This window comes from Sporosarcina siberiensis (assembly GCF_042681925.1).
In the GTDB taxonomy this organism is placed as follows: domain Bacteria; phylum Bacillota; class Bacilli; order Bacillales_A; family Planococcaceae; genus Sporosarcina; species Sporosarcina siberiensis.
Genome location: NZ_JBHUGI010000032.1, coordinates 300,421 through 323,467, shown reverse-complemented (window position 1 = coordinate 323,467; position 23,047 = coordinate 300,421). Strand labels below are relative to the sequence as shown.

The following is a 23,047-nucleotide window of genomic DNA, read 5'->3' as shown; positions in this document are numbered from 1 at the left end:
ACAAGGAGGATTATTGTGATAACGGATTCAGATTTAATGCATCTTAAGCGTTGCATCGAACTCGCAAAAATTGCATTGGAAAGTGGCGACCAACCGTTTGGCTCGGTCTTGGTGGCAGCTGATGGTCATGTACTTAGAGAGGAACGTAATCATGTGGGAGATGGAGATCATACAAAGCATCCGGAATTTGCTTTGGCGCGCTGGGCGGCGGAGCATATGACTTTGGAAGAGCTAGAGAAAGCGACCGTCTATACTTCGGGTGAACATTGCCCGATGTGTGCTGCTGCTCATGGTTGGGTAGGATTAGGTCGAATTGTTTACGTCAGTTCGTCTGAGCAACTGGTGCAGTGGTTGACCGAATTTGGGGTTGACGTCTCGCGGTCGCGTGTTCGTAGTCTTCCGATACAAGATGTAATTCGTAACACGAGAGTAGACGGTCCTATACCTGAACTCGCGGAGCAAGTTCGCGAACTTCATCGACAGTTTTATATGGGGATAAGTTAGGGATATAAAAAATGCCTGTGCACCACACAATTCGGAAACGATTTAGAATCGCGTCTAAGTTGTGTGGTGCACAGGCAAGAAAGAGCATAGAAAATGACGAACGGGTATTGGTTGCTGTAAGAGCATCTAGGAGAGGTATCTATTTTGCTCGATCGCTTTATATTATTGAAGGAGCTAAATTAGAGTCATATCGAAGGATAGGAAACTTAATAGTTTATGAGGAGAAAGATAAATAATTAAAGAAAATTGAAAAAAGACCCTGTATACAACCAAGGTCTCTTTTATTGATCAAGTAATCAACGGCAGGGCGGCGTATCCTGCATCTCCCAACCCATATAAAATGGGGGTGTTGGCTGCCAGTTCCAACTTCTATTGAAAACTCAGTCATTACATTTATACACATCTAATCGATGGATTATGCTCTTGTCTACATATTAATTATAACTTGAATTTCATTATATTTCAACTAGAACAATTGAAGATGCCTGTGTGGTGTACAAGCATTACTATTTAACACAGTAAAAGGAGGATTATTGTGATAACGGATTCAGATTTAATGCATCTTAAGCGTTGCATCGAACTCGCAAAAGTTGCGTTGGAAAGTGGCGACCAACCGTTTGGCTCGGTCTTAGTGGCAGCTGATGGTCATGTACTTAGAGAGGAACGGAATCATGTGGGAGATGGAGATCATACAAAGCATCCGGAATTTGCTTTGGCACGCTGGGCGGCGGAGCATATGACTTTGGAAGAGATAGAGAAAGCGACCGTCTTTACTTCGGGTGAACATTGCCCGATGTGTGCTGCTGCTCATGGTTGGGTAGGATTAGGTCGAATTGTTTACGTCAGTTCGTCTGAGCAACTGGTGCAGTGGTTGACCGAATTTGGGGTTGACGTCTCGCAGTCGCGCGTTCGTAGTCTTCCGATACAAGATGTAATTCGTAACACGAGAGTAGACGGTCCTGTACCTGAACTCGCGGAGCAAGTTCGCGAACTTTATCGACAGTTTTATATGCGGATAAGTTAGGAATATAAAAAAAGCCTGTGTACCTCACAACTCGGAGACGATATAGATCGCGTCTAAGTTGTGTAGTGCACAGGCAAGAAAGCGTTTATGAAGCAGATCTGGGCTAAAGTAATTTGATTTTACTTAAATTACTTTAGCCCAGCTTCTTTTTTTAGGTTTGTTCCCCTTGGCGCGTCCAATCCTCTTACAATTTGGTGTTTTCCCTAAACCCCTCGCCGAAGACATCCCGTACGTCATGTATGGCAATAAAAGCATCTGGGTCCGCGGCTCTAACAATCTTTTTGAGCCTTACAACTTCTTGGCTACTGATGACGATATAGAGAATATCTTTTTGCTCTTTTGTATAATAACCATGTCCGGAATAGACCGTTACGCCTCTATCCATCAGCTTGTTCACTTGACGTGCAATTTGATTGGGATCTTTAGAGATAATCGTAACAGCTTTCTTTGTGTTGAACCCTTCAATGATAAATTCCATTACTTTTGTTCCGATATAAAGCATGATAATCGTAAGCATCATTTTTTCCGCACCGATCACAAAATAGGAGGAAAAGACGACGATTAAATCGAAAAATAATAACCCATAACTGATGCTCCAACCGAGGTATTTTTGCGTAATGCTGGCAAGAATGGTCGTACCAGCTGTCGTACCGCCAACGCGGATGATTAACCCAATCCCAACACCTATAAATACACCGCCGAAAATAGCATTGACGAAGATTTCGTCTGAAGCAATGCGCCAATCTGACGTTAGATGCAAAAATAATGAGTTGAAGAGTACGGCGAAAACGGTGTAAACGATTGTACTTTTATTTAAAAATTTGAAGCCGGCAATGAGTAAAAATCCATTTAAGATTAAGTTAACAAGTCCTGGCGACCAACCGTACAAGTAATAAGCGATAATTGTAAGTCCAGTGACTCCGCCTTCTCCGAGATCATTCGGAATAACAAAAATATTCACCGCAAGTGCAAAGATAAAAGAACCTACGATAATGAATAGAAGATCTATAATTTTTTTCTTCATGTTGCCCCACCTATCTACAAGTCAATTCCAATAAATTCAATCGAATTAAATCTTAACATACCGTCCGTAAGTTTGCTTTATATTTTACGGAAAGCGGGATTCAAATTGTTGGAAATCAAGATGATAAAGATGGGGGCAAAATAGATGCGGTGCTAATAATTTGAACCTGAATTTCAGGCAGGTAACATGATAGGTAGGTAAAACAAACCGAATGGAGACAATAAAATGACTAATGATGATGAGACTAAGGATCCGCGTAAAGAAGCGCTACTTCTCTATCTTGAAAGTACACCACCTGCACAGATGTTGCGTGATTTATCAGGTGGCAAAAAGCCATTATCCACAGATGTACAGCTTGCGGAACGCCTCGTGAGTACACACGGGATGTCAATAGGTGTTGTCAATGTCCTTTTACAATATGTGTCTATTCAAAACGACGGAAAGATTACGAAAAACTATGTAGAAAGAATTGCCTCACACTGGAAAAATAAAAAAATAACTACCGCGAAAGAGGCGATGGAAGTTTCGCTTGAACAACACAGTAAATATGTAAAGTGGAAAAAAGGTGGACAGCAACCTATAAAAGAACTGGAAAACATCAAAGTGGTTGAGGCTAGGCAGACTGCTATTGAGACAGCCGTTTATGATTCAAGCATGTCTGATGAACAACTAGGGAAATTTGTAAGGAACATGTTTGTTAGAAAATAGAACAATCAACAGTATGCCTGTGAAAAACACAACGCCGACACAATTTTGAAAAGTGTTTAAGTTGTGTGATGCACAGGCAAGTGAAATTAGAAACTATCTTTAATGTTTAAATAAATATGATTGTTTCTCACATAAGTACCCTTGAAATGCGTGCCTGTGTAAAACAAAACTCCAAAACAATTCTGGAAAACGTATGAGTTGCATGACGCACAGGCAGAAAAGAAGACGCATGTTCTTTTTTCGAAAGTGATTAGGAGGATTATTATGAAAAATAAAAGGAAGTTCGTATTGTTCATTGCTCAAAGTTTAGATGGGTATATCGCAACAAAAGAAGACTCGCTTGATTGGTTATTTAAGGTTGAGGGAGAAGGAGATAATGGCTATTCGGAGTTTTTCGAAACGATAGATACAATCTTAATGGGGAAGAGGACATACGATTGGATTATGGAACAAGAAAAAGGTCAATTCCCTTATGCAACAAAGAGTAGTTACGTTTTTTCCAGGTCGTCAGTAATGGATACAAAAGACGTTACATTTGTGAATGAAGATATTGTTGACTTTACTAATAATTTAAGAACAGAAGAGGGTAAAGATATTTGGATAGTTGGTGGTGGAGATATCCTACATACATTTTTAAAGGAAAAAGTAGTCGATGAACTAATTATAACAGTTGCACCAATCATCATAGGAGAGGGAATTCCTTTATTTAAACCAGATGAGTACGAACTAGATCTTTCACTTAAAGGTATTCGAACCTTCAATCAGTTTGTTGAATTAAAGTACACAGTAAATAAATGAGTGCGACTGGTTTACTGTTATCTTGAGGGCAATTCTTGAAAAAGTGTTGTCCTCTTTTAAAGTAGAAGGACCAAATTGATGAAACATTTTAGCATAGATAGAGTCTAATGTAATGGGGGTTGATTTGATGAAAAAGGTAGCATACGACGATTATTATAAGGAGCAAAACTATTTTGGGAATCCTTATCCCGATCTCATTGAGTTTTTTAAGAATTATCAAGCTAAAGGAACCCTTCTTGACTTAGGTTGTGGGCAAGGAAGAGACGCATTACCAATTGGAGAATTAGGGTATAAAGTGATTGGAATTGACCATTCAACAGTGGGGATACATCAGCTGAATAAAGAAGCTGAAAATAGAGATATAGATGTTGAAGGATTCGTTGGCAACGTATATGATTTTCCGATATCCCAAGACGTTGATTTTGTATTATTAGACTCAATGTTACATTTCTATAAGAATGATTTGAAAAAAGAGACTGTGTTTGTACAAAAAATACTAACTGAGCTCAGAGAAGGCGGAGTTTTTGTGAACTGTATTTTAAAAGGAGATGCACGTGAAAAGACTTTGAAAAAGATCATTAACGAGTCTGCATATGAATGGGAAACATTAACTGATGGTTATATGGAGTACAGTGAAGCGAATGCAGAATTTCATCTTCTTGCCGTTAAAAAAGGTAAGAAGCAGTGAAGAATCTAAAGGGAAAATAGAAAGGAGTTTATACATATGAATAAAACATTAAATAAACTAGCGTCGTGGCTAAAGAAGCCGGTGACGTTCGAGCCGTCTGATTTTGACTTTGATCACACGGAAGAGAACGAAGTGTTTTACATAACAGAACAAGAAGCGGAGGAGCCGTTTGCAGTTTGCTCGGTGGATGCTGCTTTTCGGTTGAAGAACTTCGAATACATCGATGCTGAAGTGTTTGGAGGACCAGGTGACCTGAATGCGAAGGATATAGCGCAGGTTGCAGAAGAATTCATCCACATGTTTCATCCGGATGAGCTGAAGACATACGGGTTGCAGGCGGTGATTGACCTGGACGGGCTCTATTTGATCCAATACGGGATAAAAGAAGAACGCTACAATCTCGAGCTGCCGTGCATCGGCTTTATGTTGACGATTTCAGCCGGAGGACAGGTCAAGCAGTTCTCTTTTGAGGAAGGGCCTGCAAATATCGTATATCCGGAACATGTCATTTCAGAAGAGGAAGCGATGGCCGCTTATATTGCATGCACGGACTTTGAACTGGAAATCCATAAGACCGATACGGAGCATTTCCGCAATGGAGATGATACGTACCGTCTCGTCTGGTCATTGAAGGAAGCAGCCGTCGATATTCCAGCTTCGGGTGAAAAATGGGACACAGTATGTGAAGGAAATGTCTATGAATCGCTTCCTCCTCATACATCAGTGGATGTTCCGTTCCTTCAAGCGGTTGGTATGACAGACGAGCATGTGAAGATCGGGGAACACTTGGACGAGGGGCTGCGTGTCGAAAAGTGGCAGCATGCTTCACTGCAAGCTCCAGAATCTGTGGATTGGAGTGAGGCATACGCATCAAGCATGATTACGATCCATTATGACAGTTCGGACCGCCCGGTTTTCGTTTATAACGGCGAGGTGTGGACAGATGATGAGATATATCTTGACGATGAAGTATTGGAGCAGCACGCGTTGAATTACCTCTTCGGTCTGTTTCCGGATGCAGCGACGCGGTTCAAGCTCCAGCAAGTGGAGCATGAAGATGAATGGGAAGAGCTGCAGGACGTTGAAGATGAGCTGAACGAAGATCCGGATGGGGATTGGGCGGCTGAACAGGACGCTTCGTTTGAAGACGAAGTGGATGAGGACGACTGGCTGGGTGATGACGGAGAAGTCGAGGGTGAAGAGACGAAAGATTTTTATTTCCACTATCATTTGAACGGTGTACCGGTTGAAGGCATCGCAGTAGTGGTCCAAGTCGGTCTCTATTCCGGCCGTATTGTTTCGGCATCGATGGAAATGACGGAAGAATTCCCGCCAACAGACATACCCACTGTGCCTGTACTCACGAAAGAAGAGGCGGCAGAACAGATGAAGCGCAGGATGAAGATGGAACTGGCGTTGTCGATGGAGTTCGACGAAGAAGGCGAAACGTTTTACCGGCTGACATATGTGCCCTCGTTCCCGGAAACGACCGGTCATGTGCGCATGATTGACGCGGTGAATGGCACCGCGTATTTCATGGAAGTCGGCGGATCGATATTTTATTGATTTGAAAGAAGTATAACTGTGTAATGCACAACTCCAACACAATTCCGAAGAGTGTCTGAGTTGTGTGATGCACAGGCAAATACAATATAATGAACTGGATTTAATACAAATACCCCATTAAATCTAAGTCTCCTTCTTCCCATACTCGACCATGTACGCTTTTCACCATCAGTTCTTCAACCTGTTCGTGACCTAGTCCAATAGTCGTTTGGGTTGTCTCATCTATTTGCATCCATTTGCAATTAGTTGTTATGGATACATAGCCATTACGCGAATACAAGCTAGCATCATCTGCAAATAAAAGTATGAAATCTATAGGTTTAGGTGTACAAAATGCATCGATTTCTCGAAGAATAAAAGACCCTATTCCCTCGGATCGTCTACTTTCTAACACACATAAATCGATTAGACCAAGGACGTTGACTATGTTTCCATTTAAATTCATGACTCTATAATCCAATCCAACTTGTCCAATCACTTCATTTTCCTCATCGCTAACGACAAATCTAAGATGCGGAAGTTGTTTATAGTAGATTCGATCACTGGGATAGTCCTCACCAAATGATGAAGTTACTAGTTGTTGTAACTTGTTTTTGAGTGGACCATCGATCTCATATTCTGCTATTTTTCTAATTTTCATTATGTATACACTCCTGTCGATTATAAATCGTACTCTTTTAGTACATTATCTTTAAAAGCTTTTATGAACAAAAAACCAAAGGGATTGAATTCATTATATAGTAAAGTGATTCGTCCTGTTATGCCGTTTTTGGTATAGGCAGGTAAAAACAGGGAATCTGTTCATAATAAAGGCTATGTGCCAATATAAAGACTAAGAGCTTGGTACATTTTTTAAATTTGTACGAGATGGGAGAGGTAAAGATGCACATTCAAGCGGATAGAAATGCAATTTACAATAATTCAGTAACGCGCACAACGAACGCGCCAATTAGTAAACAGCCTGCTGCTTTAGAAAAAGGGAATCCAACCGATGTGGTTGAACTTTCGAAGACGAACCAAATGATGAAAACGATGCTCAGCACAGATAAAGGAACAGCGGCGAATACGACACTATTCGTCGACAATGCGACGTTCCAAAAAATTGCAACGTATTCCACCAATCATCCGGATACGAAATGGTCTGAAATAGGTGTAGATGAAGACAAGCGTTGGATCGTGATCAATGGCCAACGATTCGAATCCCCAATAAGTGAAGAAGAAAAGGCGATGTCAAAAAGAGCACAAATGACACTTATGGATCACCTACAAGAATACGAAGACCGCATAGAAGAGACAAAACCGAAAGAACAAGTAACGTTAGACTTCTTGACAGACAATGCGAATGCAAAAGCAAACGGAAATCCCAAAATCCACAATTTGCTTCAAAATGAGCCCGTCATGGATATGTTGAAAAATATTTCAAAAGGCTCTAAAGGAAAAATCTCAGTTTCCTTTTAAAGTGGAAGGTCGATACAGATGGCTTCCATTCAATAAAAGGTGGGTATGACTTGCAATCCAATTTGTTTAACGAAAAAGATCATATGCAAATGGAGGAATCCTTATGAAGATAACTGGCAATGCGATGATGCACCAATCGCTAAAAAATCTAGTGCCCATGAAGAAAGATAAAACAGAAGTCGAAAATAACAACGCAGATCCTGAAATGAGACGTCAACTAGAGGAACTGCAACGAATGGTAGCTGAAGAACAAAAGTATCAAAAAAGATTAGAAGCGGATCAAATTGCGAAAAAAATCGCACGTGGAGAATCTGTAACACATGAGGAACGACAACAATTGCAAGGAGTCGATTCAGAAAAGTTAGCAAAAGCGGAGCAAGCGAATATGCAACGAAGGGCGCTATCGGCTCAATTAGAAAATGCCACAACAAAAGAACAAGCCAATGCGATTTTATTAACTGGTAAAGCATCCGCAACTAAAATGATAGAAAAAGGCGAAAAAGAGTTCGGCGAATTGTTACTTGCAGCTATCGACAAAGCGGAAGAGGATTACCGTAAACAGAAAAAAAGTTCTCAACATATAATTCCGATCGATGGAAAACTCATAAAAGTCAGCGATCCAAAACCCCAATCCATAGATATTCGTCTCTAGCAAAATTTTAGGCATCAGTGTGTAAAACTACTCTGACTATGCTGAATTGTTTGTTGTCGTTTCTTACTCAGGTACCCCAAAATGATAACCAAATGAAAAAATTTGGAGGTGGAAGATCAATGAGGAAATTTCAATGGATCTTACTGATTGCCGTGTTTCTTTTGTTATCTGCTTGTAAAAGTGACGAAGGTAAAAGTCCTTCCACGAAAGAAAATGCAGGAATGCAAGAAGAAAAAGAAGATGTAAATGATTTGCAAGATCAGAAAGAGAAAAAGCCCGTTGCGGACATTGAAGAGGATACACTCTACACGTGGGAAATAAATGAGCAAACAAATTTGTTGTTAGTGAAAGAACGAGGCGAAATCGAAGTATTTGAGGATGAATATGCAATTGGTTCGGAGGGAGAACGTCAATATTTTGGGAATGTGGCATTATACATAGTCAATAAAGATGAAGAAAACGGCATCCTCCAAGAAAGATTGGAAGATATTACTTTAAACTTGGACCGTGCTTTCTCAAAGCCATATTCATTTAATGGAGAGCAATTCATTGTCTGGGTACAACCTGAGGCAACAAATGTAAATAAGCTTAGGATGTGGCGTTATACAGATAGCGAAATTAAAAGCGTCCAGTTTGATGCGGAAAGCACGCTAATCGTTTCTCATCAACAAATGAAGTTTCTTAAAGATGAGTACTTGCAAGTATACTTTTACAATAATCAGGATAGTGATGGAGACGGCATCGGCTGGATTTATAGGACGTGGAAATGGGATCATGATACAGCCAAATTTACAGAGCACGCCGTGAAGAAATACACACAGAATACGCAATATGGGTGGGAATCTGGAAAACTTACAACAGAATTGTGGCATGAACATTCTGGAGAATATGTATTATTTCCTGAAATGACGATGACAGATGAAGTTATCGACTTAATTGAAAACGGTCAGTTGCTTGATAATGATATTCGAATTGGCCAGTCGATTGATAAAGTACTTGGGATTATGCCTGATTACACTACAAATGAATATTATGAGGGGGCTCCTTATTATTCGTTCCCTGGACCTAGCAGTTATTTTTATAATGAGGACACTCGTGAAATTACAGGAATTTCATTATCAGCCGGCTCATTAACAAATGATTTAGCTTCGATAAAAGCGATATTCGGTGAGCCAGATGAAGATAGGTATGATGAAATGGAGCAGAATTATGTACTACTCTATACAGTTGGAAATTATCTTCTTCGTGTGAATTACGATGAAAATGGTGAATTGAGCGGTTTTTGGTTGTTTTAATAGAATTGGAATGAAAAATACTAAGGACATGTTGCAGGAAAGACGGTAGTAGACAATAGAGATAGTGAATGAGAGTGAACCTTTTTTCATTATCTCTGTTATTTTTTAAAGTATATTTTCATAATTACTTTTCCAAGTACTAGCTATTGAATCGTTTGTCGTTGTTTCTCACGGAGATACCCTTACGAATTCAAAGTTCCTATTAAACTGGCTACCTTTATTGACTGAACAAATAGATTGCTTCCTTACTTTAGTATGAGTAAGGTTAAAACTATAGTATAGGAGGGGTTAAGATGAAGGCTCTTACATTAAATAATGGCATTGACATTCCAATCGTCGGAAGTGGGACAAATACGTATGGTAAAGAGGGAAATCAATACGCAGGTGCTTTAAGAGGTGACACGGAGGAAATCGACTGGGCCATTGAAAACGGCTACCGCCATTTTGACTCTGCTCAAAAATATAGGAATGAAGAAGTTCTTGGAAAGGGGATAAAGAAATCGTCCTTGCCACGTGAAGATTTTTTTATCACGACGAAGCTTAATACATTCGAAGGTTTTGGTGGTACAGACTGGGCCCATGCTGAAATTGAGAAAAGCTTAGAGAAATTACAAACGGACTATATTGATTTATTCCTTATCCATAATCCATGGGATAATCATACCGAAATCCTGGAAGCATGGCGTATTTTGGAAGACTACTATAATCGCGGAGTGTTTAAGTCCATCGGTGTTTCTAACTTTAAAAAAGAACATCTGGACATCATTCTTGAAAATGGCAGCGTACCCCCAGCAGTTAATCAAATTAAATCCCAAGTCGGTAACTGGAATGAAGAATTAATTGACTATAATAAAAAGAATGACATTGCAACGGTTGCCTGGTCTCCATTAGGCGGTATCGATGAAAAGGCTCTGCAAGTTCTAGAAGAAATCGGTAAGCCATACGGAAAAAAATACGCACAAGTTGTGTTACGCTACCAAATTGAACGTGATGTCATTGTCATTCCAAAATCTCATAATAAAAATCGCCAAGCACAAAGTTTAGCTATTTTTGACTTTGAACTCACTGAGAGCGATCGTGACCGTATTGCCCAGTTACCAGGTTCTCATTAAACTAGGAGCCAGGTACTAGGTACCTCGAAATCAATTGTTTGTTATACATTGTTATTTGAAATCCCTTGCCGGAGTAAAACTGGCAAGGTTTTTTAATATGTAGTTAGCCACAGACCCTACCTAGTATTGCACCCATAAGTAATTCAAATCTATGAATATAATAGAAGGAGGTTTCTATAAAAATATTTGTTCTAGATGGGACTTCCTTATGCCTTTTTACTGAATCAAGGTATCTACGTGGAATATTGTTGAGTCTTGGATGGAGAGGAGGAGATTTAATTGAAGAGTAAAAGTGAAATAATGGATACTATATGTCAATTGGAACATCATATTGCAGATGATTTTGAGTCACAGGATTTAGAGTTCAAACAGTGGAATGACCGATGTATGGAAGAAAATGTGATGAAAATGATTAGATATGCTGTCTGTATGGCGAATGGCGGAGGGGGAAGCGTTGTCTTTGGAGTGGCTGATAGGATACAAGGGATTGACAATGTGTTAAAAGGGGTTCCGTTTGATGTTGATATATATGAATTACAAAAGAGAATTCATGAAAATACGGTTCCCCATCTAACGCCTTCATTCGATGAGATATTTTATAAAAACGATTCCATTAGATTACTAGTCATGCACGTTATTCCTGAATATCCGTCTTATATGATGCCTAATGGGACAGCAACAATTAGGCGTGGGAAAGAGTGCCTTCCGTATAACCTTTTTAAAGATGATCAATGAATGAGCTTGAGTGTTGGTACCCAAAGAGCAATCCTTTGTTAAAGTTAAGAGATACCTAAAGATATGGTCAGGAAGAAACAATAACCAACTTGACTTAAGGTTGACTGCCTGTCTAATATGGATGGTAGAATCATAAATAGATTTTGAAAACCATGAAGAGTATGTCTTAGGTCAAATTAACTTGAAATATGCAAAAATAGTTGAACAAAAAGAAACACCCTTCCTGTAGAATGGATATACATGCAATTAAATAAAGGAGGAAGTTGGACTATGAATCAAACAATTATCTGTAGATGTGAAGAGGTTTCTTTACAAGATATTCAAAATACCGCAATTACATATAACTGCTCTGCCCGTGAAGTTAAATTACGAACGAGGGCCGGTATGGGATACTGTGGCGGGCGTACATGCAGGCCCGCAGTAGATGCCGTATTGGAAGCGGTTACGGGAGAAAAAGCAGGACATGACATACCTATGAAAGTCCAACCGCCCGTTAGACCTGTTTCACTATCTGTTTTAAGGGGGAAGGTGCGATGACGAAGAACCGAATACTAGATCATCCTGTTCTTGGAAAGTTGGAGAACCAAACACCTATAACCTTTATTTTTGATGGGACTACATATAAGGGTCTTGAAGGGGATACGATTGCATCAGCACTTCTTGCAAATGGCGTGAGGCAACTACGAGTTCATGAGGAAACTGGTGCACCGCGGGCCATTTACTGTAATATAGGCCATTGCTTTGAATGTCGTCTCACAGTCAACCAAGCTCAGGGCATTCGTGCATGCATGACACCTATTCAAGAAAATATGATCGTCGAGAGCGGTAAATTACAAGCAGCTCCCTTTGCATCTACTTCGGAAGAATGGCCGCGTACATATGCCGAGTTTGAACAAGAGAACAAAGGAAAAAAGGTCGGTGATTCACATGTATGATGTTGTAATAATTGGTGCGGGACCGGCTGGTTTATCAGCCGCAATTGCCTGCCGTGAATCCGACTTAAATGTCATTGTTATCGATGAATTTCCGAAGCCAGGCGGTAGACTACTAGGACAACTTCACCAAGAACCAAATGGCGAATGGTGGAATGGAATAAAAGAAACACAAATTCTAATAGATCAGGCAGAAAAACTGAACACGGAAATTAAATGTGAAGTGTCTGTCCATCATATCGAAAAAATAGAACATGGTTATTCGGTACAGACAAATATAGGCGTTTTTGATACGACGAATCTACTCATTGCAACAGGTGCTGCAGAAACGGCTGTTCCAATTCCAGGCTGGACACTTCCTGGTGTGATGTCGATTGGTGCAGCACAGGTGATGACGAATGTACACCGCGTACGTGTTGGGAATAAAGGGATTGTGGTTGGTGTCAATGTATTGTCTGCGGCAATCGCTCGTGAACTACAAATTGCTGGCATTGAACTGCATAGTATGGCCTTACCGATTTCCAATCCAGTTACAAAAAAACATGCAAATCCAAGACATGTAATGGATGGATTGGTGCGTATTGCACATTTAGCGCCTTCTGCTTTTCTTCGTTTTGGAAGTAAATTTGCCAAAGCGGCTTGGGTACGTAATATCGCTGTAAACTTCTATCCCAAAGGCGGCGTGAAAATGTGGGGAATGCCTATCCATATTCGTAAAGCCATCGTTCAAATAAACGGAACAGAAAAAGTCGAGTCCGTTACAATGTGCGATATTACTTCGGACGGAGAAGTGATTGCAGGTAGTGAAAAAATAATTGACGTCGATTTCGTTTGTATAGCTGGAGGGCTTTATCCACTTGCGGAACTTGCATCTGTAATCGGTTGTCCATTCCAGTACGTTGAAGAGTTGGGTGGTCATGTTCCAATTCATAATGAACAAATGGAAACACCACTAAATGGATTATACGTTGCTGGTAATATTACAGGCATTGAAAGTGCAAAAGTTGCCCGTGCACAAGGAACATTAGCCGGATACTCAATCGCAAAGAATTACGATAAAATAGAACAAGCATTGAAAGATGTAAAATCAACACGCGATTCTGCATCCATTCAATTCCATCCTCATATTGTTGAAGGCCGAGATAGGATCCAAAAAGCATTTCAAGAGTATCAAAAAGTTCAATAAACGATTGAATAGATGCTTGAATAGCGTATGATTTACCGAAATATAACCTGCTTGTTATAGGAATAGAAATGATTTTGCTGTGCCAAAGGAGGATTTTAGAATGTCAAAGAAAAATCATGCGGAAGTTGTCATTATTGGAGGTGGCATAGTTGGTTGCGCCATTGCCTATTATGTTGCAAAATCCGGAATCGATTGTGTGTTAATTGAAAAAGACGATATCGCTAGCGGAACCTCGTCCCGTTGTGATGGAAACGTTACAATCGTTGATAAAGATCCGGGATTTGATAGTTTAATGTCTTTGAAGAGTCAGGAACTCACAGTGGACTTGAGTGGAAAACTCGACTTAGGATTTGAATATCGTGCACTCGGTAGCCTACTCGTTTGCGAAAACGATGTAGAAATGGAAGCGGCAAAAAAGTGGGTAGACACACAAAATGCTGCGGGGTTGGATTTTAGGTTATTAGATCAGGCGGATCTTCGGGCGGAGTCACCCTATTTTGCGCATGATATTCCCGGCGGATTAGAGTGTAGAACGGACTCTCTAATCAACCCTTATCTATTTTGTTATTCGCTTATTGAAAAAGCGAAGCAATATGGACTTAGGGTTTATACAAAGTCAGAAGTAACTTCAATTACAAAAAAAGAAGAATTTACAATTGAAACGACAAACGGTACATTTACTGCGAAAAAAGTCGTCAATGCTGCGGGCGTATGGGCACCATTTATCGGTAAGATGCTTGAACTTGATATACCAATCATCCCAAGAAAAGGTCATATTATCGTTGGCGCAAGACAAAAGCCGGTTATGATGCGAAATGTCATGGAATTTGGTTACTTAATGAATAAATTTGGCCGTGACCGTATTGTGGATCCAGTAACGGAGAAACATGGTGTAGCGTTGGTGCTTGAACCAACTGAAAGCCAGAATTTCTTGATTGGAAGTAGTCGCGAATTTGTGGGGTATAACGGAAAGATTGATATGAATGTCGTTCAAACAATGGCAAGAAGAGCACTTCGTTTTTATCCGAAAATGGATGATTTCACGATGATTCGTACGTACACTGGTTTTAGGCCATGGACGGCTGATCATTTACCAATCGTTTCAGAAGTCGACAGCATACCCGGATTTTTCATCGCCGCCGGACATGAAGGTGATGGAATAAGTTTAGCAGCAGTTACTGGGAAATTAATTGAAGAATTAATTCGTGGTGTATCTGATACTATTATTCCAACAACTCCATTACGATTTGATCGTTTTACTAAAGTACCTGTTTCATAAATTTTGGGTACCTGTGGATGAAACTATTCTCACAGGTACCATATAATAGATGCAAAAAGAAATTTCGCGTACCTGTGCAAGGAACTTTCGTGAAAGTTTAAACAAACATGATTGTTTGTCACACAGGTACCATTCACTATTTGTGCCATTCCCTTTATTGTTATTACTCATATGAATAATTTACCTCTTAAAAGTGCTGTATGATTTATTCGTATCTGCGCATTCTACATGTCAAGGAGGTGTCATACATGCCAAACAACAGCGGTAACTCGAACCAACTTTTAGTTCCAGGCGTAAAACAGGCAATTGATCAAATGAAAAACGAAATCGCATCAGAGTTCGGCGTTCAATTGGGACCAGATGCGACATCGCGTGCCAACGGATCCGTAGGCGGAGAAATTACAAAGCGATTAGTTCGCCAAGCCCAACAACAAATGAATGGAAAAAATAACTGATTAAATGAATAAAGCAACTGCCCCGGAAGTATTTCCGGGGCAGTATTTTTTTAATAAGTTTTGCGTATCTGTGCGAGAAACTATCGTGAAAGCTCAAACAATAGGTACCCCGAAATTAAGAACTGTTGTATTCAAATGAAAAAATGCCCTTCCGACAAAAAATCGGAAGGGCATTTTGTTTTCTAAGAAACTAGTAGTTCTTTATTGGACGCTTACATTTAAGAGTTCTGTAAGAATAACGTAAGTTACTAGTAAGACGTGTTGTATATGATAGTAGACAGAAGCAATTACCTGAATGAAAGGAAGCAAATCCTTTATGAATCGTAAGACCAATTGGGTATGGATCGTAGCAATTTCCTTACTTATTGCAGCAAGTTCTGGAGTTGGATATAAAGGCGGAGATATGCAAATCGAACATGAAGCTCAAGCGGTAAATCGCTTAAGTGCAGAGCAATTTGTAGTGGACCATTTACTTAAACAAGACGGAAGAATGCGCACAAATCTAATGGAGAGAAAGAACGAGTATTTATCAGAAACTGTTGGACTGTGGATGGATTATTTACTCGCAAATGACGACTCAAAACAATTCAAACAGCAAGTCCGAGTATTAAAAAAATACTTTTTAACAAACGACTACTTAGTATCATGGAGGCTACAAAAATCAAGGGCAGCAAATTCGAATGCATCGATTGATGATCTACGTATTATGAATGCGCTATTTGAAGCGGGAGAGAAGTGGAACGAACCTTCATACCGTTCACTAGCTGCACATATGGCAAGTGGATTAAGGACGTATCAGCTGAAAGATGGCTATATGGTCGACTATATCGATTTGAAATCGAAAGACCAAGGATCTGTCATTACGTTAAGCTATATCATTCCAGATGCGTTTAATCGTTTGAAAGAAAACGAGTACTTATCTATGGATGTGTATGAGAATACATTTAAGCTTCTGACAGACATGCCTCATTCTGACAAAGGATTTTTTCCTAAGTTATTTGATGTTCAGACGAAACATTTTTCCTACGACTCCGAGGTAAACTTAATCGATCAATATTATATTGGCTATCATCGAGCTCAATGGAACGGTGACGTAACACAATTAGTACAGTTTACGAAAAGAGAAATGGCGAAAGAAAATGGTCGATTATACGGTGTGTATAGGTTGGAAACTGGAAAACCTCTCGTCGATTTTGAGGCACCCTCGGTTTATGCATTGGCCATATTAATGTGTTTAGAACTGGATGAATTTGAATTAGCGAAGCGATTGTTTGCCCAAATGAAGACGCTTCAACAAAACGATACATCTGAGCACTATTACGGGGGATATATTGATTTGCCCACTCTTGATACACATACGTTTGATAACCTATTGGCTATGATTGCAGAAAGGATAGGCGCACATGAAAACATTTTTTGAAGGAAGCCAGTTAATGATTATCGTGTTGTTGTTAGGAATTCAATTGCCTATGTACTTATTGCTACCTTATGGTATGGAAGGACTCGTTTTACTTGGATTCTTACTTCTTTTACTAAGCTATACGTTAGTGAAAGGTCCAGCTGCGGGATTATTTTGGAGTCTACCTTATTTACTAATACTCGGTGTCGTACTTTTTGATAGTCAGTTTTCAACTATTTTTTTCGGAGAAATTAAAATTCCGTTGCCTTATATAATGACTTACGGAATTGTTTTAATAAGTTTGATTGTGCTTGCGGGGTATATTCAAGAGCAAACGAGCAGTCAAACACGCCTAGTTTTGCAGCTTCAAGAGAGAATACGTAGATTCACGGCGGTAGATATTGAAACAGGTTTTGATAATTCAGAGCGCATGGATTTTGAAATAACCTCAGAAATGAAGCGAATAGATCGCTATGGAGGGTCCTTTGTTCTACTCATTTTACAAGTGGAACATTATGAAGAGTTTCAAAAGCTTTATGGTGAAAAGGAAAGAGAGCACTTACTTTCATTGCTTTCGTACAAGCTAGAAGAATTGACGCGGCAGACAGATCGTAAGTTTAGATATAGTGCAGATAGTCTAGCAGTTTTATTAACCAATACAGGTCTAGACTCGGTGGAAATCGTAATAAACAAGTTGGAGCGCCAATTGAAAAATCACCAATTGTTAAGTGGTAACTTAGTAGATATTACATTTCAAATGGGTCAAGTAACATATGGATCCAACTCAGATTGTAAAGACTATGAAGGGCTGATGGAGATGGTAGAGAGTGAGAGAGTTAGCTATGTACTATAAAATTGTAGCGTTAACGGGCATTCTGATTCTATCTAGTTGGGCTGCCTTAGCTGATACTTCAAAAGCAGCTGAGGAGAAGCCAGATATCCTTTTTATATACACATCTGAAAGAGAACGGGTCGACGAAAATATACAAATGTTAGATATGACTTTTTCAGCTTTTGCTGAAAATCAGCATGTAGTTTCTGCTGAAGACTTTACAACAGATTTGCTGCATGGAAAAAAGGTAGTTGTTTTCGTAGGAGATTTTGAAATGAAACTACCCTCACTGCTAATTCAGGAAATGGATCGCTATAAAGGAAAGTTCGTTGTCATTGGGTATAACGGAAATCAGTTCAAAGCGTTTAATGAATGGCAATTTCAAGAAGAAGTGCAAATTAGAACACTTAACAATAAATCTCTTGCAGTTCCGATGTCGCTAGTCGATGTAACTCCTCCTGAGGGGAGCGAACTGATAGAAGAGGGCAGCAGTTTAACGACTCAACATCCATATATCGTGAAAAAAGGGAGACTAACGTATATTGCTTCTTCAGCTTTTGATAGAGATCAAAAATATGTCTTGTCAAAACGAATGTATCAGATTATGGACGTCGAAGAACCTACAGTCCATCCTGCTTACATCCGTCTAGAAGATATATCTCCTGTTTCAGACTATAAGCTTGTAAAAAAAACAGGAGATTACTTAGCAGATCGGGGAATTCCATTTTACTTAGCGGTTATCCCTGTCTATGTAAATAATGAAAACGGAGAAAAAATTCACATGAAATCTAACCGGAAGTTAGTTGCCGTTCTCCAATATTTGCAAAGTCGTGGGGGGATCATCATCGGTCATGGATATACACACTCCTATCGTTACGAAGAAACTGGTGAAGGATTTGAGTTTTGGGACGATCAATTAAACCAGAAAATCTCTACTGAACGTACCGACAAATTACCGAAACCTTTACGAAAGAGAGAGTCGTTTCGCTCGGACCAGGAATATAGAGTATTCACAAATGAAATAGACGCGATTGAAAAGGGTTATATCGAAACAAAGCATAAGAAAGCGATTGAGGAGTTAACGGATAGTGGGTTGTATCCGCTCGCGTTTGAAGCACCTCACTATACGATGAGTTCAAATGGGTACAAAGTCACTTCGAATTACTTTACTTCAATTTTCGGACAAGTGCAGTTAAGTGATGAGGACTGGGAGATTATGGACGCCCCTCTATTTGTATCGAAGCCTTCAATTTTATCAGGTATGACACTGTATCCTGAAACTATAGGGTATGCAAATCCTGAAATCGAGGATCCATTAGAAGTAACTAAGATTGCTGTTAAAGAGTTGAAAGAAGTACCGGGATCTATGGTTGGAGGGTTTTATCATCCTTACCTAGGATTGGAGCACTTGCAGGAAATGTTGGATCTTATCCATTCAGTGGGAAACATTGAGTGGCTGGATTTGAGTACAGAAGAACAACTTGTACAAACAAATCAGGTAGTACTACACCAACAAGCAAACGGTGAACTACTAGTGGAATCTAAGAGAAATAATTGGAATCGTTTCTTAGAAAATGTTATTGATAAACCATTTGATGCAATCCTTTGGGGGTTATCAGTCATTGTATTTGTATTCATCATCGCCTTTTTTATCTACATTGTTAATTTACGAGCAGCACTGAAAAAACGATTGTTTAGAGAGAGGGATTTTAGTGGCTAATATTCTTTTTTACGTATCCCTAATACTCATATGGATGATGCTTCTCTATCATATGTTCCTTATGCAAGGAGGCTATCACCACTTCAAGACATTTGAGAAAGTCATACCGCAATGGAGAAAAAACATGACTGACTTGCCAACAGTTAGTGTATTTATACCTGCACATAACGAAGAAGTTGTGATCGAACAGACGCTGAAAGCAATGGCACGGTTGTATTATCCAAAAGACAAATTAGAAGTCATAGTGATCAATGATAACTCGTCCGATCGAACGGGAGAAATTGCTGCTCTCTATGCTGAAAAATATCCATTTATTAAGGTAATAGAAACAGAAGGTATAAACAGAGGGAAGGGGAAGTCTTCTGCTTTAAATGATGCACTTCGACAAACAGATAGCGAAGTCATTGCTGTCTATGACGCCGATAATACGCCAGAACGAATGGCGGTCTGGTATTTAGTTATGGGATTAGTAAATGATCCGAAAGCTGGAGCAATCGTCGGCAAGTTTCGCGTGACAAATGCGAAAGCAACTTGGCTTACGAGGTTCATCAACATTGAAACCATCTGTTTTCAATGGATGGCTCAAGGTGGTCGTTGGAGCTGGTTTAAAGTGGCGACAATCCCAGGGACGAATTTTGCGATTAGACGTTCGATTATGAAAGAACTAGGCGGTTGGGACGTAAAAGCACTCGCTGAAGATACTGAATTAACCGTACGCGTGTATGATGCGGGCTTTCACATTCGATTTTTCCCTGCTGCGATCACTTGGGAACAAGAGCCGGAAACACTTCATGTTTGGTGGAAGCAACGAACAAGGTGGGCAAGAGGCAACCAATACGTTGTATTGAAATTTTTAAGTCAGTTTTTCAAATTGAAACGAAAGAGAATTATCTTTGATTTGTTTTACTTTTTCTTTACTTATTTTTTGTTTTTCTTTGGAGTCATCGTGTCAAACGCCTTATTTATACTAAATCAGTTTTACGACATTCAGTTATCCGTTGGTAATGTGGCATTAGTTTTGTGGGGATTGGCATTTTTGCTGTTCCTAGCGGAAGTCATGATTACGCTCAGTATCGAGAAAACACAAATGAATCGTAAGAATTTTTTTACCGTTATTTTAATGTATTTTACGTATTCCCAAATGTGGATTGTTCTTGTACTGTATGCACTAATTCTAGAAACGAAAAGAATGATTTTTCAGCAAGAAGTTCGCTGGTATAAGACGGAGCGATTTGAAAAGAAACGGGGAGAAGTTAGTGAATAGAATCATTATTATTTTTTTAATGAGCTTAAGTTGTTTCATTGGAATGTCGATATTTGGACCTGTAGTGCTTGCAACGTATGAAATTAAGCTGGATAACGTTAATGTAATGCCTATTGATAAGAGAATTCAAAATCGTCACAGTTTGACGAACAAACCGGTCGAGCTATATGGACCTGTCGATGAAAAAGTATTCTTCTACGAAGTGAAAACTGAAGCAAAAAAAGATGAAAATAAAGTTGTCTTCTTCTTAAAGCATTCCGAACTACTCATTGAGCCCTCCGCTGTAACATTTAGCATTGACGATGAAACTGTACAGTCCGTATCACTTAAGAAAAGTGAGTTAACGAATAAGGTAGTGATTCCTCTAACAAAAGAAGCGCTTTCGAAAGGTTTTCATACAGTTACGGTTTCATTTAATGGTGTGCTAAAAGAAGGCATTTGTGTCAATCAGGAGACGCGAAGTAACTGGTTAACAATTGGGACTGATTCCTATATTCAACTGCACAGTCAAAAGACAGAAGATGTAAGTTTACTAGATTTCCCTATCATTTTTAGTGCAAAACAAGGCCAGTCTGTTTCAGTGATTATTCCAGATAAACCTTCTTTAGAGACAAGAAGTGCAGGAAGTGCAATTGCTGCTTTTTTACAAAGTAAGTCTGAGGATGCAAAAAGTGTCAAAGTAGTGCGTGAATCGAATGTAAACGTAATTGCTGGAAACTTTATAGTAGTTGGATCGCAATCAGAGTTTCAAACAGCGTGGGTGAAAACGTTGATAACTGAAGCGAATGTCAGTTTTCCAGACAAAGGACTTCTGTTATCGAGGCATCGCTTAAATGAGCACGCAGAATCGTTATTCATTCTCGTGAAATCTGCTGAACAGTTTAAAGGTCGAGTGGATATTCTGCTGGACGAATCTTTTAGAAATCAATTAACAGGTCAACAAATGGTGATTACCTCTACTCCAAAAATCGATAAGACGAATGGGTTAATTTCTTTGAAGAAATTCGGAATGAGTAATCTGACGTTTGACCGTGCAAATCGTGAGACTGATACGTATTTTGGGTATGCTCCTCCAAGCTGGAATGCAAAACCAACGTTGGAACTCTTGTTACGTCGCTCAGACACCTTGAAACCTAGAAATAGTAAAGAAGATAAAGAACTTGCAGGTGAAGACGTAGAACTGGTTGTTCACATTAATAACGTTCCCTATTCAGTTGATATCCGAGAACTATCTGAAGAAGAGAACGATGTGTTCACTGTTCAAATTCCGATTGAAGAAGGAACGATTCAAGAGAATCACTTGATATCTCTGCGAATTGAAGTCAATGGTTTACGCAGAAAAAATCCTTGCTATAGTACTAACGAGAATCGTTGGGTGTATTTATCTGAAGAAAGCTATTTTACATTCCATGAAGGGGATTCCACTAGTGAAAAGACATTGAATAGTTTCCCGTATCCATTTAGTGATCCATCACAACCAACAAAAGTCATCTTGCCAACGGAAAAAGAAGTTACAGATGGTGATTTAACAACGTTAATTTCTTCGTTAACAGGGTTTGGTCAAGTTCCTATAATTGAACTTTTTGAAGGGAATTATTTCAATGAATCGGATGCGGAAAATAGTCATCTGATTTTCCTAGGGGGAGTGGACTCTCAACCTATTCTGAAAAGCAATGAAGAGGACTTGATTGTTCCATATAAAGCGAACTTACCCGATTTCCATTCATTCGGGTTTTTACAAGAAGCGGTTCAACAATATAGCTGGATTCAAGAAAATCCATGGAGTAAGAAAGGCCATGCCATGCTGGTGTTTGACACAGCTGGCCCAGAAGCAAAAGTGATTAACGAGCGATTCCTTGAATCCCTGACAAATCTGAACGAAGCGTCTACCGTTGCTATTCAAACGAAAGAGAACCATATATATACTAATTCAAATGATTTTAAAATAGATGCAGGAAGCGTGAAAGTAGCGAGCATATCTGATTCGAAGAGTTCCTTCATGAATTCTAGCTGGTGGATGGTTGGATTCGGAATCTTAATACTCGCCGTACTAGTACTCTTAATAGTTGTGAAACGTAAACGACTAAAGGGTAAAGAGAACATGTAAAAAGGAAAGGTATTCCACATAATTATGTGATTATTAGTTCTATCCTGAAAAAGGCTTCGAATTTGTATGTATATACAATATGTTGAATTGTTTGCTGCTATTTGTTGCATATGTACCCCGCACTAATTTAGGACATGCGATAGTTGGGAAAAGAGTACCGAACAAAATAGCGAAAGTGAGAATATATGTATCCCGTAATCCAAATTTACAACAAAAGCATCGCACGTCTCGGATGCTATTCTGAAACACAGAGCCATCACTAAGTCGATTTCTCGGCTTAGAGATGGCTCTTTATTATTCGTTACAATT

Annotated in this window: 23 protein-coding genes; 21 read left to right on the top strand and 2 right to left on the bottom strand. The window is 39.4% G+C overall.

Annotation, left to right across the window (positions count from 1 at the left end):
- Window positions 1–15: 15 nt before the first annotated feature.
- The gene (locus ACFSFY_RS12455) at window positions 16–504 is read left to right on the top strand and encodes a nucleoside deaminase (RefSeq protein ID WP_381538488.1); all 489 of its coding nucleotides are present in this window, start codon (window positions 16–18) and stop codon (window positions 502–504) included.
- Window positions 505–1,039: 535 nt separating this feature from the next.
- A complete protein-coding gene (locus ACFSFY_RS12450) occupies window positions 1,040–1,528 on the top strand; it encodes a nucleoside deaminase (RefSeq protein WP_381538486.1) in 489 nt (162 codons plus the stop codon).
- Between the two features lie 184 nt (window positions 1,529–1,712).
- Here the strand turns inward: ACFSFY_RS12450 and ACFSFY_RS12445 are convergent, their stop codons facing one another.
- Window positions 1,713–2,552, bottom strand: a complete 840-nt coding sequence (locus ACFSFY_RS12445; RefSeq protein WP_381538485.1) for a YitT family protein — start codon at window positions 2,550–2,552, stop codon at window positions 1,713–1,715.
- Between the two features lie 225 nt (window positions 2,553–2,777).
- Here ACFSFY_RS12445 and ACFSFY_RS12440 point away from each other — a divergent pair, with 225 nt between their 5' ends.
- From ACFSFY_RS12440 to ACFSFY_RS12425, 4 genes are all read left to right on the top strand, one after another.
- Window positions 2,778–3,260 (top strand): DnaD domain protein, encoded by a 483-nt coding sequence (locus ACFSFY_RS12440; RefSeq protein WP_381538483.1) that lies wholly within the window; start codon window positions 2,778–2,780, stop codon window positions 3,258–3,260.
- Between the two features lie 264 nt (window positions 3,261–3,524).
- A complete protein-coding gene (locus tag ACFSFY_RS12435; RefSeq protein WP_381538481.1) occupies window positions 3,525–4,058 on the top strand; it encodes a dihydrofolate reductase family protein in 534 nt (177 codons plus the stop codon).
- 127 nt (window positions 4,059–4,185) lie between these two features.
- Entirely contained in the window at window positions 4,186–4,746 is a 561-nt protein-coding gene (locus ACFSFY_RS12430) for a class I SAM-dependent methyltransferase (protein WP_381538479.1), read from the top strand.
- Window positions 4,747–4,782: 36 nt separating this feature from the next.
- Complete coding sequence (locus tag ACFSFY_RS12425; protein WP_381538477.1) at window positions 4,783–6,312, top strand: hypothetical protein; 1,530 nt, start codon at window positions 4,783–4,785, stop codon at window positions 6,310–6,312.
- A gap of 100 nt (window positions 6,313–6,412) precedes the next feature.
- Here the strand turns inward: ACFSFY_RS12425 and ACFSFY_RS12420 are convergent, their stop codons facing one another.
- Window positions 6,413–6,952 carry a GNAT family N-acetyltransferase gene (locus ACFSFY_RS12420; RefSeq protein ID WP_381538476.1) on the bottom strand — a complete coding sequence of 180 codons (540 nt, stop codon included), beginning with the start codon at window positions 6,950–6,952 and terminating at the stop codon, window positions 6,413–6,415.
- Between the two features lie 242 nt (window positions 6,953–7,194).
- On the opposite strand from ACFSFY_RS12420, the gene ACFSFY_RS12415 reads away from it, so the two are divergent.
- The 15 genes from ACFSFY_RS12415 to ACFSFY_RS12345 all read left to right on the top strand — a co-directional run bounded on the left by ACFSFY_RS12415 (window position 7,195) and on the right by ACFSFY_RS12345 (window position 22,738).
- Window positions 7,195–7,770, top strand: coding sequence for a hypothetical protein (locus ACFSFY_RS12415; protein WP_381538474.1), 576 nt, complete (start codon window positions 7,195–7,197; stop codon window positions 7,768–7,770).
- A 103-nt stretch (window positions 7,771–7,873) separates the two neighbouring features.
- Window positions 7,874–8,422, top strand: a complete 549-nt coding sequence (locus ACFSFY_RS12410; RefSeq protein ID WP_381538472.1) for a hypothetical protein — start codon at window positions 7,874–7,876, stop codon at window positions 8,420–8,422.
- A gap of 119 nt (window positions 8,423–8,541) precedes the next feature.
- Window positions 8,542–9,717 carry a hypothetical protein gene (locus ACFSFY_RS12405; RefSeq protein ID WP_381538470.1) on the top strand — a complete coding sequence of 392 codons (1,176 nt, stop codon included), beginning with the start codon at window positions 8,542–8,544 and terminating at the stop codon, window positions 9,715–9,717.
- A 293-nt stretch (window positions 9,718–10,010) separates the two neighbouring features.
- The gene (locus ACFSFY_RS12400) at window positions 10,011–10,829 is read left to right on the top strand and encodes an aldo/keto reductase family protein (RefSeq protein WP_381538469.1); all 819 of its coding nucleotides are present in this window, start codon (window positions 10,011–10,013) and stop codon (window positions 10,827–10,829) included.
- Window positions 10,830–11,108: 279 nt separating this feature from the next.
- On the top strand, window positions 11,109–11,564 hold the full coding sequence (locus ACFSFY_RS12395) for an ATP-binding protein (protein WP_381538467.1): 456 nt from the start codon (window positions 11,109–11,111) through the stop codon (window positions 11,562–11,564).
- 270 nt (window positions 11,565–11,834) lie between these two features.
- A complete protein-coding gene (locus tag ACFSFY_RS12390) occupies window positions 11,835–12,101 on the top strand; it encodes a (2Fe-2S)-binding protein (protein WP_381538465.1) in 267 nt (88 codons plus the stop codon).
- Window positions 12,098–12,499 (top strand): (2Fe-2S)-binding protein, encoded by a 402-nt coding sequence (locus tag ACFSFY_RS12385; RefSeq protein WP_417766397.1) that lies wholly within the window; start codon window positions 12,098–12,100, stop codon window positions 12,497–12,499. The genes ACFSFY_RS12390 and ACFSFY_RS12385 overlap by 4 nt, the downstream gene beginning before the upstream one ends.
- Window positions 12,492–13,682 (top strand): NAD(P)/FAD-dependent oxidoreductase, encoded by a 1,191-nt coding sequence (locus ACFSFY_RS12380; protein ID WP_381539066.1) that lies wholly within the window; start codon window positions 12,492–12,494, stop codon window positions 13,680–13,682. The genes ACFSFY_RS12385 and ACFSFY_RS12380 overlap by 8 nt, the downstream gene beginning before the upstream one ends.
- Window positions 13,683–13,782: 100 nt before the next feature.
- Window positions 13,783–14,961 carry an NAD(P)/FAD-dependent oxidoreductase gene (locus tag ACFSFY_RS12375; RefSeq protein WP_381538463.1) on the top strand — a complete coding sequence of 393 codons (1,179 nt, stop codon included), beginning with the start codon at window positions 13,783–13,785 and terminating at the stop codon, window positions 14,959–14,961.
- 248 nt (window positions 14,962–15,209) lie between these two features.
- On the top strand, window positions 15,210–15,416 hold the full coding sequence (locus ACFSFY_RS12370; protein ID WP_381538461.1) for a small, acid-soluble spore protein, alpha/beta type: 207 nt from the start codon (window positions 15,210–15,212) through the stop codon (window positions 15,414–15,416).
- 316 nt (window positions 15,417–15,732) lie between these two features.
- Entirely contained in the window at window positions 15,733–16,836 is a 1,104-nt protein-coding gene (locus ACFSFY_RS12365; RefSeq protein WP_381538459.1) for a glycosyl hydrolase family 8, read from the top strand.
- Window positions 16,820–17,668: a GGDEF domain-containing protein gene (locus tag ACFSFY_RS12360; RefSeq protein WP_381538457.1), complete on the top strand. Its 849-nt coding sequence runs from the start codon at window positions 16,820–16,822 to the stop codon at window positions 17,666–17,668. The genes ACFSFY_RS12365 and ACFSFY_RS12360 overlap by 17 nt, the downstream gene beginning before the upstream one ends.
- Window positions 17,643–19,367 (top strand): DUF2334 domain-containing protein, encoded by a 1,725-nt coding sequence (locus tag ACFSFY_RS12355; protein WP_381538456.1) that lies wholly within the window; start codon window positions 17,643–17,645, stop codon window positions 19,365–19,367. The genes ACFSFY_RS12360 and ACFSFY_RS12355 overlap by 26 nt, the downstream gene beginning before the upstream one ends.
- Window positions 19,360–20,631: a glycosyltransferase family 2 protein gene (locus ACFSFY_RS12350; protein ID WP_381538454.1), complete on the top strand. Its 1,272-nt coding sequence runs from the start codon at window positions 19,360–19,362 to the stop codon at window positions 20,629–20,631. The genes ACFSFY_RS12355 and ACFSFY_RS12350 overlap by 8 nt, the downstream gene beginning before the upstream one ends.
- Window positions 20,624–22,738, top strand: a complete 2,115-nt coding sequence (locus ACFSFY_RS12345; RefSeq protein WP_381538451.1) for a cellulose biosynthesis cyclic di-GMP-binding regulatory protein BcsB — start codon at window positions 20,624–20,626, stop codon at window positions 22,736–22,738. Before ACFSFY_RS12350 ends, ACFSFY_RS12345 begins: the two co-directional genes overlap by 8 nt.
- The last annotated feature ends 309 nt before the right edge of the window (window positions 22,739–23,047 follow it).

What these genes read in the sequence shown, in the direction of transcription:
- ACFSFY_RS12445 (WP_381538485.1), bottom strand. Translation starts at nt 2,552, where the DNA reads ATGAAGAAAAAAATTATAGATCTTCTATTCATTATCGTAGGTTCTTTT.
- ACFSFY_RS12440 (WP_381538483.1), top strand. Translation starts at nt 2,778, where the DNA reads ATGACTAATGATGATGAGACTAAGGATCCGCGTAAAGAAGCGCTACTT.
- ACFSFY_RS12435 (WP_381538481.1), top strand. Translation starts at nt 3,525, where the DNA reads ATGAAAAATAAAAGGAAGTTCGTATTGTTCATTGCTCAAAGTTTAGAT.
- ACFSFY_RS12430 (WP_381538479.1), top strand. Translation starts at nt 4,186, where the DNA reads ATGAAAAAGGTAGCATACGACGATTATTATAAGGAGCAAAACTATTTT.
- ACFSFY_RS12425 (WP_381538477.1), top strand. Translation starts at nt 4,783, where the DNA reads ATGAATAAAACATTAAATAAACTAGCGTCGTGGCTAAAGAAGCCGGTG.
- ACFSFY_RS12420 (WP_381538476.1), bottom strand. Translation starts at nt 6,952, where the DNA reads ATGAAAATTAGAAAAATAGCAGAATATGAGATCGATGGTCCACTCAAA.
- ACFSFY_RS12415 (WP_381538474.1), top strand. Translation starts at nt 7,195, where the DNA reads ATGCACATTCAAGCGGATAGAAATGCAATTTACAATAATTCAGTAACG.
- ACFSFY_RS12410 (WP_381538472.1), top strand. Translation starts at nt 7,874, where the DNA reads ATGAAGATAACTGGCAATGCGATGATGCACCAATCGCTAAAAAATCTA.
- ACFSFY_RS12405 (WP_381538470.1), top strand. Translation starts at nt 8,542, where the DNA reads ATGAGGAAATTTCAATGGATCTTACTGATTGCCGTGTTTCTTTTGTTA.
- ACFSFY_RS12400 (WP_381538469.1), top strand. Translation starts at nt 10,011, where the DNA reads ATGAAGGCTCTTACATTAAATAATGGCATTGACATTCCAATCGTCGGA.
- ACFSFY_RS12390 (WP_381538465.1), top strand. Translation starts at nt 11,835, where the DNA reads ATGAATCAAACAATTATCTGTAGATGTGAAGAGGTTTCTTTACAAGAT.
- ACFSFY_RS12385 (WP_417766397.1), top strand. Translation starts at nt 12,098, where the DNA reads ATGACGAAGAACCGAATACTAGATCATCCTGTTCTTGGAAAGTTGGAG.
- ACFSFY_RS12380 (WP_381539066.1), top strand. Translation starts at nt 12,492, where the DNA reads ATGTATGATGTTGTAATAATTGGTGCGGGACCGGCTGGTTTATCAGCC.
- ACFSFY_RS12375 (WP_381538463.1), top strand. Translation starts at nt 13,783, where the DNA reads ATGTCAAAGAAAAATCATGCGGAAGTTGTCATTATTGGAGGTGGCATA.
- ACFSFY_RS12370 (WP_381538461.1), top strand. Translation starts at nt 15,210, where the DNA reads ATGCCAAACAACAGCGGTAACTCGAACCAACTTTTAGTTCCAGGCGTA.
- ACFSFY_RS12365 (WP_381538459.1), top strand. Translation starts at nt 15,733, where the DNA reads ATGAATCGTAAGACCAATTGGGTATGGATCGTAGCAATTTCCTTACTT.
- ACFSFY_RS12360 (WP_381538457.1), top strand. Translation starts at nt 16,820, where the DNA reads ATGAAAACATTTTTTGAAGGAAGCCAGTTAATGATTATCGTGTTGTTG.